Here is a 13,679-nt window from a genome sequence, read left to right on the forward strand (position 1 = left end):
CTTAATATGTTTTTTAATATTCTTATTACGCTAACTTATTAGCGAGTAACGATAATTATTCAATTAAGAATAGCTATTTCTTACTTTTTGTATGGAAATAATTATACCTAATGCTCAGTGACAGAAATTTGATGTGATCGATTGTTTTGTTTTATTTGAACCACCTCAAGGGCATTACTAGCAAAAACGTGATCCCAAACAGGATATGCTGGGCAAAAGTCTTTTTCACAGAGTGAAATGCTAAATTTGCGCGGGAAATCTGCCAGGTGAGTGACAGATTTGTCTGAGTGGGTAGATGCGAGTAGACTGCATCCCCTGTTTGATTTCGGAGTTAACCACCATGAGCGAAACGGCAAGCTGGCAGCCGAGTGCACCTATCGCCAATTTGTTGAAGCGCGCAGCAATAATGGCAGAGATCCGGCGTTTTTTTACCGATCGTGGCGTATTAGAAGTTGAAACGCCCACCATGAGCCAAGCGACAGTGACGGACATTCATTTAGTCCCATTCCAAACCCGGTTTGTTGGCCCGGGCGCTGCCGATGGTGTGACGCTGTACATGATGACCAGCCCGGAATATCACATGAAGCGCCTGTTGGCGGCGGGCAGCGGTTCTATCTATCAATTGGGGCGCAGTTTCCGCAATGAAGAGGCCGGCCGTTATCACAATCCTGAATTCACTATGCTGGAATGGTATCGCCCGCATTATGATATGTATCGCCTGATGAATGAGGTTGATGACCTCTTGCAGCAAATTTTGGATTGCAGCAGTGCAGAAACCCTGTCTTATCAACAAGCATTCTTGCGCCATTTGGATATTGACCCCCTGTCGGCGGATAAAGCGCAATTACGTGAAGCGGCAGCCAAACTGGATTTAAGCAATATTGCGGCGACAGAAGAAGATCGCGACACCCTGCTGCAATTGCTGTTCACTGTCGGGGTTGAGCCGCACATTGGCCGCGAAAAGCCGGCTTTTGTCTATCATTTCCCGGCCTCTCAGGCCTCCCTCGCGGTGATAAGCACGGAAGATCATCGGGTAGCAGAACGTTTTGAGGTTTACTTCAAAGGCATTGAACTGGCGAATGGTTTCCATGAACTGACTGATGGCGATGAACAACTGAAACGTTTTGAGCAAGATAATCGCAGCCGTGAAAAGCGCGGTTTACCACCGCATCCCATTGATATGAATCTGATTAATGCCCTGAAGCACGGCCTGCCCGATTGTTCTGGTGTGGCGCTAGGGGTTGACCGCCTGGTGATGTTGGCGTTGGGCGCGGAAAGGTTGAGTGATGTTATTGCCTTCCCAGTCGATATTGCCTAATTCCTCTTCGTCCTTGGCGCCGCAGCGGTGTTCGCTGCACTCGCTTACCCGAATCACTTACTACAGTAAGCTCATCGGGATGCGCTCACTTGCGGCCTTGTTGCAACACCAATGACTTTGAGGAATGCGAGTGTCTTTTGTGGCGCAGCGGTGTGAAAAGAAATGCCCTGAACCTTCACAGGTCAGGGCATTTTTGTGTCTTATTCACTGATTGATCTTACAAACTGCCCGGTGCGCGGGGGCGGCTTGAGGACACCACTCGCCCACGGCCCAGAGTTTCCAGACGGGCTTGGAATGGTGGGAACGGCAGTGTAATGCCGTGCTCACGATAACCGGCCAGAATTAACTGGTGAATCTCATGGCGCAGCGGCATTCGATGGCCCATTTCGGCGGCATAGATACGCAGCTCGAAAATCTGAATCCCTTGCTGGAGGTCGACCAAATAGACCTCCGGTGGCGGGTTATCCAATACCAAGGTACAGCGGCGCGCGGCGGTCAGTAAGACTTCGGTCACTTCCTCACTGCTGGTTTCTGCCGGGGCCGGTACTGTCAGCACCACACGAGTAATCGAGTCAGACAGTGACCAGTTAATAAATTGCTCGGTAATAAAGGCCTTGTTCGGCACGATAATTTCTTTGCGGTCCCAATCAGAGATAGTGGTTGCCCGGGTGTTTATCTTGGTGACGCTACCGGTGAGATCGCGAATGGTCACAGTATCGCCGATACGGATCGGTTTCTCGAACAAGATTATCAAGCCGGATACAAAGTTGGCAAAAATCTCCTGCAAGCCGAAGCCCAACCCCAAACCTAATGCGGCAACTAGCCACTGGAATTTCGCCCATTCAATCCCCAGCATCGAGAAGCCGAGTAAGCCACCAAACAGGATCAACAGATACTTGGTGATAGTGGAAATGGCGTAGCCCGTTCCGGGCGTCAGATCCAGATGCTGTAGCAGCGCCAGCTCCAGCAGAGCAGGCAAGTTACGCACTAACTGGGCAGTGACAATCATCACCAGAATGGCAATCAATAAAGATCCCATGGTGATCGCCTGCACGGACTCAACGCCATTAATGGTGGATGACACATCCCACAGACGAATGTTTTCCAGGAAACCGAAAGCGGAGTGAATCTCAGACCACAGCACAATCACCGACACTAACGCGACCATCGTCAGAATAGATCGCACCAACCGCAGTGATTGGGCGCTGATCACATCCAGATCGATAACCGGCTCTTCGACATCAATGGAGCCCTCAGTGCTGTTATTGTGCGGCGTATCATCCTCGCCACGGGCCCGTTGCGCCAAAATATCAGCCCGGCGCTGTTTAGCACGATCAAAAGCAATCCGGCGGCGCTGAATCAGCATCCAGCGGCGAATAATATGGTAAACCACCAACAAGAAGAACCAGATAGCAACCGAGGTCTCCAGACGGGCTAATAATGCTTGTGACGTCGTGAGATAACCCAGGGCAGAGGCCAATGCCGCAATCAGTGGCGCAGAGAGCAAAAGCCCCCATAGTGCCGCATTAACAATATTCTCACCCGAGCCTTTTTTATCCAGATAGAGCGGAATACCGGCCCGCTTGAGGCTATTGGTCACTAAACTTAAGGCAATACACAGCAAAATAAAGCATAACCGGCCAAGTGTGCCGGCAAACTCGCGATCGTTATAATTTTCGAAAGTAATCAGCGCCATCATCAGTGGGATAATCAACCACACAGACATACGATAAAAGCGCATTGCCCGCCCGACTTGGGCTGGTGACCAGCGGAAATGAGTAATAAACAGGCCGTGCGGATGGGCAAATGCGGCGCTTATCATAAACACCCACAGCACCGGCACGGTCGCAGTGACAGCATTGCCAATGGCAATCGCCATCGAATACGACCATGCACTTTGTAAACCATAGCCAACCGCCGCCCACAAGACGGGCAATGGCAACGCCATCAGAATCGACCAGAAAACGGTGCGTAATGTCAGGGAGAAATGGTCTTGCGTAACCTTACCCACCCGACTGCTGGCGCGCTCAAGAAAAGCATGATAGTGACGACGTGAGCTGAGACTGAAACCGACGAACAGCAGGGCACCAATAATTGGCAGCAATGTGTCCTGGGTGGTCACCATCATGACGAATGCCCCGCTCAGCTGCGAGAGGGTATCGAGCGTCAGCAAACGGGTAAGATCTTGGGCGACGTTAATCGGGTAAGAGAGTGATATCGGGCTGACATCCGCCACCCAAAACAGGTAACGGTGGGTCGCTTCGCGCACTTCACTTAGGGCATCCACGAGCTGGCTATTGGCGACTTTCAGCTTGGTCAGCTCTAGAATCTGAGTGTCATAGCCAGACAGCAAAGAGTTGAGTAACTCGCGCTGTGTGCGCCATTGGGCATCCAAAATTCGCTGTTGCTCAGTGGTCAGTGGCGTGCCATCGTCTTGGGTTAATTTGACATTTTGCTGCTGTAATTTCTCCAGCATGTCTTCATATTGCAGGCGCTGAACGCGCAATTGGGCCATGTCGCGATCCAATTGCTGAGATTTTGGCACATCGGGCAATCTGGCTACTTGGGCGCGCAATGCTTCACCCAATGCGGTTGACACCCCCAACCACTGAGCTTGCTCGCGGATGGTGCTCAGTGCCTGGCGAACTTGCTGAGTTTGGGTGACCGCCTGGCGTTGCTGTGAGGAAATCAGATCGATGCGCTGCGCTTGCTGATTCAGTGCTTGGGACAAATCACGGTTTATTTGTAACTGTTGGGTAATCGACTCGGGTAAATCACCGCCTTGTTCCGCCAGTAGTTCTGTGCGCTCAAGTGCTTGTTCTGCGGCTTGTTGACGCTGATTATTCAGATTGTTACGTAAAGTCTGGAGCTGGGCATCGACCCGTTCCTGGCGTTTTTTGTATAGCTCGGCCCGCAGCCGTGACAGTTCTTGGCGATTATTGGCGGAGAGCTGGGAAAGCTCCAACTCGTTGACCTTAGCTTTGCGGGCGACGGCTTCAGCCTGCAATAATGCCAATTGCGCCTGTGCTACAGGGGTCGTGGGGCTATTTTGTGCCTGAAGTCGCGTATTGATTTCGGTCAGAATGCGCCGGGCTTCTGATTGTTGCTGCGGGAGCTGATTGAGTGACTCACTGATTTCCCGCGCGCGGTCTTGTTCCTGCTGCGATAGGCGGTTCAACTCTAGCAATTGGCTGCTGATTTGCAGCACTTGCTGTTCCAGTTCGGACGTGGACATATTGTTTGGCACAGGCAGGGGTTTATCCCCCTCCTGTGCCAGTTGTTGGCGTAACTCTCGAGTCAGCTTGGGAAAGTCATCAATGGCTTTTTGGTACTGCTGGGCGCGAATATCAGACTCTTTTGCATCGGCCAGCCAGCTAAGGGCCCCTTGCAGCGCTTGCACAATTTCTGCCTGATTTATCATCCCCTTATTAGCTTCAGCCTGTTTCAGCTCTTGTCTGAGCTGGTCTTCATTTGGCTGAGTTGCGGCATAAAGAGGCAGGGATAACAACATTACCGCTGACAGTAATATTGCAGAAAACCATGAAATGATTAGGCGCACGTATGGGTTCCTTAACATCAGTTACTTATCAGCCGAGACTAGCACGGCGGGGTAACAGGGACGGCTTCGGCGAGCAGTTCACCCATGCGGGTCACCGAGCCGCTGTTTAACTGTGGCGCCAGATACACTTTAGCCTCAGCAAACAAGTTAATTACCGTGGAGCCCAATTTAAAGCGGCCCATTTCTTGCCCTTTTTCCAGCGTGATTGCGCCCTCGCTACCGGCTTGCGGATAAGTCCAGCGGCGAATAACGCCCTGCCGTGGTGGGGTGATGGTGCCAGCCCAGACCGTTTCTATGCTTCCGACGATAGTGGCACCGACCAAAATTTGCGCCATCGGGCCAAAGGCGGTATCAAAGATACAAATGACACGTTCATTACGGGCGAACAGATTAGGCACATTCGCTGCGGTCAATGGATTGACGGAGAATAAATCGCCCGGCACATAAATCATTTCGCGCAACACACCCTCACATGGCATATGCACCCGGTGGTAGTCACGGGGGGCCAAATAAGTGGTGATAAACTGGCCATTCTGGAACTCGGCGGCCAGCATATAGTTACCCGCCAGCAAAGCTTCAACACTGTAGTTGTGGCCTTTGGCTTGCAAGATTTGCCCATCATGGATGGTGCCTAACTGACTAATCGCGCCATCCGCAGGTTGGGCTAATAGATTTTCTTCAGCAACAACCGGGCGCACACCGGCGCGTAACGGGCGGACAAAGAATTCATTAAAGGTACGATAAGCAGAGAATTCAGGATCTTGCGCCTCTTTCATATCGACATTGTAGTAGCGGGCAAAGGCTTTGATAACCAGTTGTGTCAACCAGCCACCTTGTTTATCTGCGCCCCAGCCGGCCAAGCGGGTCAGGCCATGTTTAGGGAGTAAATACTGCAATCTGATTTTGATACTGTCGAGCACGTAGACCTCTTGGGTTTTCTATGAGCTATAAAAATGGGGGCGCATTGTAGCTACCTGCACCTACCCATGTATACTCGCCTGCACCCCGGATTATGTAGGGTATAAGTCATTCAGTATAGAATGCTATGCGGACATCACTTTTCGTCGCTATCTGATGTCTTGCGCGGCTTCACCTGCTCCATACTTTCAAGAATCCGATGATAATTATCAAAGCGCTCTTCGGCAATTTTGCCTTGCTCTACCGCTTCGCGCAGCGCACAACCAGGATCGGTGGTATGGCTACAATCGCGGAACTTGCAATGGCCCAGATAATCACGGAATTCGACAAATCCTTGGGTAATTTGTTCCGCAGCCAGATGCCAGAGGCCGAACTCACGTACTCCTGGTGAATCAATCACATCACCGCCATGCTGGAAGTGATATAACCGGGCGGCGGTGGTGGTGTGCTGGCCCAAACCTGAGTTATCTGAAACGGCATTGACCAAAATTTCGTTATCAGTTGGCGGTAACAAAGCATTCAAGAGGCTGGATTTACCGACACCTGACTGCCCGGCAAAGATGCTGATCCGCCCAGCTAGTGCTTGCTCAAATGCCTCCATTCCTTCACGAGTTTGGCTTGAAACTTCTAATACGTTGTAGCCAATTCGGCGGTAGATATCCATCATGCCATCAACGAATTTACGGCCATCGGCATCCAGTAAATCGATTTTATTCAGTACAATTAACGGCTCGACATCTAATGTTTCACAGGCCACCAGATAGCGATCAATAATATTGAGGGAAAGTTCAGGTAAGATCGCCGAAACGATGACTATCTGATCAATATTTGCGGCGATCGGTTTCACACCGTCATACAGATCAGGCCGGGTCAGAACGGATGTGCGCTCATGGACGGCTTCGACGATACCTTTAACTCGCACACCTTCCTGCGCTTGCAGGCCGGGACGCCAAACTACGCGGTCACCGGTTACCAGAGATTTAATGGTACGGCGGATATTACAACGGTGCTGAACACCATCAGTGGCTTCAACATCGGCATGCTGACCGAAACGGCTGATAACAATACCTTCCTGCGCATCGCCAAGCTGAGAGTCATCTAACTCAGGTTTTCTATCAGTGCGTAGCCGGCGCTGATGGTTCGCCTGCACGCGGCGTTGTTGACCTTTGGACAGTTTATTCTTGCTCACTGTGCCTCACTTGAATTTGCATGTATCGCTGGTTGCGACCAAAAGGGCTATGATACACATTATTTTATCAATTAACCGTTTGTTCGGTTGTCTTCCCCGCTAACAGGTAGGAAATATCATGGCAGAGAATCAAAACAATCTGATCTGGATCGATCTGGAAATGACCGGCCTTGATCCGCTGCGGGATCGGATCATCGAAATAGCCACTCTGGTCACCGATGCCAACCTCAATATTTTGGCAGAAGGCCCGGTGCTCGCCGTCCATCAGTCTGATGAACAGCTTGGGCTAATGGATGAATGGAACGTGCGAACTCATACTGGTAGTGGGTTAGTGGAACGGGTAAAAACCAGCCCTTTTAGTGAGCACGATGCTGAATTACAAACCATTGAATTTCTAAAGCAGTGGGTTCCGGCCGGCACTTCCCCGATTTGTGGTAACAGTGTGGGCCAAGACCGGCGTTTTCTGTTCCGTTATATGCCAGAACTGGAAGCCTACTTCCATTACCGTTATCTCGATGTGAGTACTTTGAAAGAACTGGCTCGCCGCTGGAAACCTGAAATTTTGCCTGGTTTTAAGAAGCAGAATACTCACCAAGCCCTGGATGATATTCGCGAGTCGGTCGCGGAGCTGGCCTACTATCGCGAACATTTTATTCAGTCTTAATCCTTGCTGCTGCGGGGCGTTGGCTGGCTAGTTAACCGCAGCTCCAATGATTTTGGGTATATACTTCTGCCCAGTGCTGGTAAAAACATCATATTGCTGTTTTAATCGGCACTTAAACCGAAAAATGATTTTTTTGCTTTCAGGGGCTTGCGGCAAAACGGATTTCTCGTATAATGCGCACCCCGTACCGATGAAGAATTCGCAGCCTTGCGCAAACAGATTCAGTACCGGAAAATATGACATAGTGCGGGAATAGCTCAGTTGGTAGAGCACGACCTTGCCAAGGTCGGGGTCGCGAGTTCGAGTCTCGTTTCCCGCTCCAATTTCTTAAATCATAAAGAAATTAGTCATAGGTAGCCGGCAGTAAAAGAAATAAAAAATATAATATTGATGTGTTGTTTTCAGCACATGATGGCGACGCGGGAATAGCTCAGTTGGTAGAGCACGACCTTGCCAAGGTCGGGGTCGCGAGTTCGAGTCTCGTTTCCCGCTCCAAAATTGTATTTCTTTCAGCACGGGTTACTTCAGATAACCAAATATTGCCCTAACGGCAGTTCAATGCGGGAATAGCTCAGTTGGTAGAGCACGACCTTGCCAAGGTCGGGGTCGCGAGTTCGAGTCTCGTTTCCCGCTCCAAAATTTTCATTCAAATTATCCACAGCCTCGTCACGCGCTACGTCTCATCTCACATACATTGTATTAACTTCGTCAACAGAGTTATCCACAGATCCTGCTGTTTTTGTACTCAGGTCAAAATTCAATCATTTTAAATTTTTGTTTTATATCTGTTTGATTTATTTATATATATTTTTATTCGAAAACGTTATGCGGATCACTTGTGCTTTTTTTTGCACTTGATTGCCAAGGTGTTTTTATTTTTATACACAGGAAAACTCTGAGCTTATTTATAACATAAATAGTTAAAAAAACTCTGCTCAAGGTCATTCGACATCAGGCAAAAGTGGGATCAGGCGTCTCGTGGCAGGCCTTTTTCAATCGCTCTTACCAGCCGTTTTTTCTGCGGCGATTGAACATCCCCAATCAGTGTAGACCGTCTTTTCAATTGCTGTGAGATTGCCCATTCAATATGTTCATCTAACATGGCATCAATACCGCGGCGAGCTTCCAATGCCAGGACGATATTATCGAGGTAGGGCGCATTGCCCAGTGCGACCGATATATTGCGCAACCAGCGCAGATGGCCAATTCGCCGGATGGCAGACCCTTCAGTGACCCGTAAAAATTTTTCTTCATTCCAGGCAAATAAATCCAATAATTGCGGTGTATGCAGCACCGCGCGCGGGCTGAAGTCTTCTTCATCGGTTAATTGTGAAAAGCGGTTCCACGGGCAGATTAGCTGGCAATCATCACAGCCATAAATGCGATTACCCATGAGTGGCCGGAATTCTTCCGGTATCGCGCCTTCCAGTTCAATGGTCAGATAAGAGATACAGCGGCGTGCATCAACAGTATAAGGGGCCACGATAGCCCCGGTTGGGCAGGTGGTGATACAGGCGACACAGCGCCCGCATTGCTCTTCTTGCGGTTTATCGACAGGCAGCGGTAAGTCAATAAGTAACTCACCCAGGAAAAACCAAGAGCCCGCCTCACGGTTTAATATAAGTGAGTGCTTACCAACCCAGCCAATGCCGGCTTTGGCTGCTAGCGAGCGCTCCATGACCGGGGCTGAGTCGACAAATGGGCGGAAATTAATGTGGTCGCCGCTCTGTTCCAGACAATAGTTCTGAATCATATCGCCCAATTTTTTCAGGCGCTGGCGTAATAATTTATGATAGTCACGGCCCAATGCATAACGGCTGACATACCCCCATTCTGCATTCTTTAAGGTGCTGGCAAATGCTGCTTTGGCGGGCAGATAATTCATTCGCACGCTAATTACCCGTAAAGTCCCCGGTAATAATTCATGGGGGCGCGCGCGCAGCATACCGTGGCGGGCCATCCAGGCCATTTCGCCATGATATTGTTTATCAAGCCAGGCCTGTAAGCGCGGTTCTTCCGCTGACAAATCAGTATCGCAGATACCGACTTGCTGGAAACCTAGCGATTGCCCCCATTGCTTGATATGTTGGGCTAATTGATTCAGAAAAAGGGGGTGTGCCATGACGGACCATAGTAAGAAACAAATCGGTGTTAGTTTACCACACTCTGTTTTTTCTGCGGACTGGGTGCGTCGAAATGAAGCGGTTGCCGCGGCACACTTCTCCCTGACCTTATTTGACCTGATGGTGAGAGCAGGAAATGCCGCCTTTGAATTGGCGCGCAAGCAATACCCAGCAGCGCGCCATTGGCTCATTTTATGTGGTCACGGCAATAACGGTGGCGATGGTTATATTGTTGCCAGCCGCGCCTTGGCTGCCGGTTTGCATGTCACTCTGATTGCTTGCCCCGGCAATCGTCCATTACCCAGCGAAGCTCATCAAGCCCAGTCTCAGTGGCTGGCGGCCGGTGGTGTGATTCATCAGGCCGATATTCCGTGGCCGCAACATGTCGATTTAATTATTGATGGTTTGCTGGGGATTGGCCTACGCGCAGCGCCACAAGGGGCTTATGCAACACTCATTGATACGGCAAACCGCCATGGTGCGGCAAAAATTGCGCTGGATATCCCGTCTGGATTGAGTGCGGATAGCGGTGCGGCCCCTGGCTCAGTGATTCGTGCTGATCACACCCTGACTTTTGTCACACTGAAACCCGGCTTGCTGACCGGACAGGCGCGCGATTGGGTCGGGCATTTACACTGTGATGACTTGGGCTTAGCACCATGGCTAGCGGCGCAACCGGTGCAAATTGAGCGACTGACTGCTGTTCATCTGCCGCTATGGCTGAAACCGCGCCGCCCTTGTGCGCACAAAGGGGAGCACGGGCGGCTACTGCTGGTGGGGGCGACAAAGGGTTTGGCGGGGCGATTCGCATGGCGGGGAAGCCGCTTTGCGCACTGGCGCGGGTTGGTGCGAGTGCTCACTCACATTGAGCATGTGGCCCCGATTCTGGCCGCTCGCCCTGAGCTGATGGTGCAGGAGCTAACGGATGAAACTCTTACACAAAGCATGAATTGGGCCGATGTATTGGTGGTTGGCCCGGGGTTGGGGCAATCTGATTGGAGCAGAAATGCTCTGAATTTATTGCAACAAAGTGATAAACCAGCATTATGGGATGCAGATGCACTCAACTTGCTGGCATTAAATCCGCAGAGGCGTCAGAATCGGGTATTGACCCCCCATCCTGGCGAAGCGGCCCGCCTGCTCGGTTGCCGCGTTGCTGATATTGAGAGTGACCGCTTACTTTCCGCCCGTAACATCGTTAAACAATATGGTGGTGTGGTGGTCTTGAAAGGGGCTGGTACTCTTATTGCCAGTGAACAGGGCGAAATGGCGATTGCGGATGTCGGTAATGCGGGTATGGCCTCTGGCGGTATGGGGGATATTCTGTCCGGTATTATTGGTAGTTTGATAGCACAAAAGCTGGTGCTGTATGATGCTGCTTGTGCAGGTTGTGTTGTGCATGGCATTGCCGCAGACAAACTGGCTGAAGTTCAAGGCACCCGGGGTATACTGGCCACAGATTTGCTGCCAGTTATTCCGAAGTACGTTAATCCTGAGTTAGCAAGATAGATATCACAGAATGAAAGAACTCGTGTTACCTCTGCCCGATGAGGCAGCGACCGTTGCATTAGGGGCCGCTTTGGCCCATGCCTTCAATGGTGCCAGCGTTATTTATCTGTTCGGTGACTTAGGCGCCGGGAAAACAACTTTTAGCCGTGGCTTCCTTCAAGCCCTTGGCCATGCGGGGCATGTTAAAAGCCCGACTTATACTTTGGTTGAGCCTTATACTTTGGCCCCTAGGCCGGTTTACCATTTTGACCTGTATCGTCTGGCTGACCCCGAGGAGCTGGAATTTATGGGTATTCGTGATTATTTTGATAAGCAGGCTATCTGTCTGGTGGAATGGCCGCAACAAGGGGCTGGGTTCTTGCCTTCGGCGGACGTAGAACTGCATTTGGCTTATCAGGGCGCAGGGCGTGAAGCGCGTCTGATGGCTATTTCTGATGCGGGTGCTGATGTGTTGCGCCGTTTAGCTGCTGTGCAAGGATAATGTGATAATGACGCATAGCTTGACGCTACCCCATTGTTTAACGCAAAAAATGCGCTGGAAACGAACACTGACCATGGCCATGCTGGTACTCGTGAGTTTATTCACTCTGCCCTGTGCATTTGCCATGAAGCTCACTGACATTAAAGTCAACAATGGCCCGACCGAAAGCCGGGTGACACTCAGTTTTGATGGGCAGCCGATTTACGCCTTTTTCTCTTTAAACTCGCCAGAAAGGGTGGTGTTGGATGTGCGTCAGAGTGGCAATCTCTCGGGGCTGCCACTGGAGTTTAGTGGGCAAAATCTGCTGAAAAGAATTCGCTCCAGTACCCCGAAAGATGAGCAAAGTACCCGGCTGGTGCTGGAACTGACACAAAAAGTCAAAACTCGCGCGGTCACGCAGCAATCAGGTAACAATTACACCGTGGTGATTACGATGACTGCGGCGGCCAGCGCCCCGGTTCGTCAGGTGCAATCCACGCCCAGCCCAAACAATACGCGGTTAAGCCAAAATAATACGCCACTGAGCCAAACCAATACGCCCAGCCCTAATGCTGGGCGGCTGACATCACAGGCGGCAAGTGCGAATACCGAGTCGCGGGTGACCAGCGCAAATACCACGTCAGTGGCTAAAAATCCGTTTAATAACAAGCCAACGGTGGTGGTGAGCAGTGAGCGCGTCACCACCAATACCTCCCGGCCAATCAAAACCGCCAGTGGCGCGAATAGCTCCCGGGTGGTGGTGGCCATTGATGCCGGCCACGGTGGGCAAGATCCCGGTGCTATCGGGCAAAATGGCTTGCAAGAGAAGAATGTCACGATTGCTATCGCCCGTCGGCTTGAAGCATTACTTAACAGCGACGCGATGTTCAAGCCGGTGTTGACCCGCAATGGCGACTATTTCATTTCGGTGATGGGCCGCTCCGATGTGGCGCGTAAACAAGGGGCCAACGTGTTGGTCTCTATTCATGCTGATGCCGCGCCTAACCGCAGCGCAACAGGGGCGTCGGTGTGGGTGTTGTCAAATCGCCGTGCTAATAGTGAGATGGGCAATTGGCTGGAGCAGCATGAAAAGCAATCCGAACTGCTGGGTGGGGCCGGTGATGTGCTGGCAAACACCGCGTCCGACCCCTATTTAAGTCAGGCTGTATTGGATTTGCAATTTGGCCATTCTCAGCGCGTAGGCTATGACGTTGCCACCAAAGTGCTGAATGAGCTGCAAAGAGTTGGCGACATTCATAAACGTCGGCCTGAACACGCCAGCCTTGGGGTGTTACGTTCACCGGATATTCCGTCATTGTTAGTGGAAACCGGCTTTATCAGTAATAGTACGGAGGAGCGGCTGCTAGGCAGTAGCGCGTATCAGGAGAAAATTGCGAATGCCATTTATAAAGGCTTACGCAGTTATTTCCTCGCGCATCCGCTACAAGCCGACCCAAAGGTCGAAAACCGCCCGCTGATTGAAACAGCGGCGGTTGACTCTTCTTCACGGCGCTCTGGTGTTAATCAGCCCGAGCCGGTTGTCAGTTCCGCACAAAGCGGCAGGTCGGCTGCCGCCAAGCCAGCTGCCGCGGGAAAAAGCCAAATTCATAAAGTACAACGCGGCGAAACCTTATCCGGCATTGCCAGCCAGTACGGCGTCAGCATGGCGGTATTGCGGCAAAATAATACACTGAAAAATGATGTGGTCTGGGTCGGGCAGCGCTTGAAAGTTCCGGCATCGGGCCGCGCAACCGCTGTTAGCGCCGCCAAAACAGTCGCTAAAGCTAAGCCGGTTAAACATCAGGTAAAACGCGGTGATACTTTGTCGGCGATTGCGGCCAGATATGGTGTGTCGATGAGTGAGATTGAGCGGGTGAATAAGATAAAGTCAGGCAATGTCCAACTTGGGCAAACCCTCACCATTCCACAGTCGTAAGCG

9 protein-coding genes and 3 tRNA genes are annotated in these 13,679 nt (G+C 51.1%); 8 read left to right on the top strand and 4 right to left on the bottom strand.

Annotated elements, in window-relative coordinates; all coding sequences use genetic code 11:
• Positions 1 to 340 precede the first annotated feature (340 nt).
• Positions 341 to 1,318, top strand: coding sequence for an elongation factor P--(R)-beta-lysine ligase (gene epmA, locus D5F51_RS02085; RefSeq protein ID WP_129195476.1), 978 nt, complete (start codon positions 341 to 343; stop codon positions 1,316 to 1,318).
• A gap of 217 nt (positions 1,319 to 1,535) precedes the next feature.
• Here the strand turns inward: epmA and mscM are convergent, their stop codons facing one another.
• The 3 genes from mscM to rsgA all read right to left on the bottom strand — a co-directional run bounded on the left by mscM (position 1,536) and on the right by rsgA (position 6,984).
• The gene (gene mscM, locus D5F51_RS02090) at positions 1,536 to 4,877 is read right to left on the bottom strand and encodes a miniconductance mechanosensitive channel MscM (protein WP_186368182.1); all 3,342 of its coding nucleotides are present in this window, start codon (positions 4,875 to 4,877) and stop codon (positions 1,536 to 1,538) included.
• Between the two features lie 38 nt (positions 4,878 to 4,915).
• Positions 4,916 to 5,797 carry an archaetidylserine decarboxylase gene (gene asd / locus D5F51_RS02095; protein ID WP_129195477.1) on the bottom strand — a complete coding sequence of 294 codons (882 nt, stop codon included), beginning with the start codon at positions 5,795 to 5,797 and terminating at the stop codon, positions 4,916 to 4,918.
• A gap of 134 nt (positions 5,798 to 5,931) precedes the next feature.
• Positions 5,932 to 6,984 (bottom strand): small ribosomal subunit biogenesis GTPase RsgA, encoded by a 1,053-nt coding sequence (rsgA, locus tag D5F51_RS02100; RefSeq protein WP_129195478.1) that lies wholly within the window; start codon positions 6,982 to 6,984, stop codon positions 5,932 to 5,934.
• A 118-nt stretch (positions 6,985 to 7,102) separates the two neighbouring features.
• On the opposite strand from rsgA, the gene orn reads away from it, so the two are divergent.
• The 4 genes from orn (at position 7,103) to D5F51_RS02120 (ending at position 8,284) form a co-directional block, all read left to right on the top strand.
• Positions 7,103 to 7,648 carry an oligoribonuclease gene (gene orn / locus D5F51_RS02105; RefSeq protein WP_129195479.1) on the top strand — a complete coding sequence of 182 codons (546 nt, stop codon included), beginning with the start codon at positions 7,103 to 7,105 and terminating at the stop codon, positions 7,646 to 7,648.
• 246 nt (positions 7,649 to 7,894) lie between these two features.
• Positions 7,895 to 7,970: transfer RNA gene (locus D5F51_RS02110), tRNA-Gly, on the top strand.
• A gap of 97 nt (positions 7,971 to 8,067) precedes the next feature.
• Positions 8,068 to 8,143, top strand: a tRNA-Gly gene (locus D5F51_RS02115).
• Between the two features lie 65 nt (positions 8,144 to 8,208).
• Positions 8,209 to 8,284 (top strand) — tRNA-Gly (locus D5F51_RS02120).
• A gap of 331 nt (positions 8,285 to 8,615) precedes the next feature.
• Here D5F51_RS02120 and queG read toward each other — a convergent pair.
• The gene (queG, locus tag D5F51_RS02125; protein WP_129195480.1) at positions 8,616 to 9,770 is read right to left on the bottom strand and encodes a tRNA epoxyqueuosine(34) reductase QueG; all 1,155 of its coding nucleotides are present in this window, start codon (positions 9,768 to 9,770) and stop codon (positions 8,616 to 8,618) included.
• Here queG and nnr point away from each other — a divergent pair.
• From nnr to amiB, 3 genes are all read left to right on the top strand, one after another.
• Positions 9,769 to 11,280 carry a bifunctional ADP-dependent NAD(P)H-hydrate dehydratase/NAD(P)H-hydrate epimerase gene (gene nnr / locus D5F51_RS02130; protein WP_129195481.1) on the top strand — a complete coding sequence of 504 codons (1,512 nt, stop codon included), beginning with the start codon at positions 9,769 to 9,771 and terminating at the stop codon, positions 11,278 to 11,280. The genes queG and nnr overlap by 2 nt on opposite strands.
• 10 nt (positions 11,281 to 11,290) lie before the next feature.
• Positions 11,291 to 11,761, top strand: a complete 471-nt coding sequence (gene tsaE, locus D5F51_RS02135) for a tRNA (adenosine(37)-N6)-threonylcarbamoyltransferase complex ATPase subunit type 1 TsaE (protein ID WP_025379737.1) — start codon at positions 11,291 to 11,293, stop codon at positions 11,759 to 11,761.
• 79 nt (positions 11,762 to 11,840) lie between these two features.
• A complete protein-coding gene (amiB, locus tag D5F51_RS02140; RefSeq protein WP_162301822.1) occupies positions 11,841 to 13,676 on the top strand; it encodes an N-acetylmuramoyl-L-alanine amidase AmiB in 1,836 nt (611 codons plus the stop codon).
• Positions 13,677 to 13,679 lie beyond the last annotated feature (3 nt).

This window comes from Yersinia hibernica, assembly GCF_004124235.1.
GTDB classification, from domain to species: Bacteria; Pseudomonadota; Gammaproteobacteria; order Enterobacterales; family Enterobacteriaceae; genus Yersinia; species Yersinia hibernica.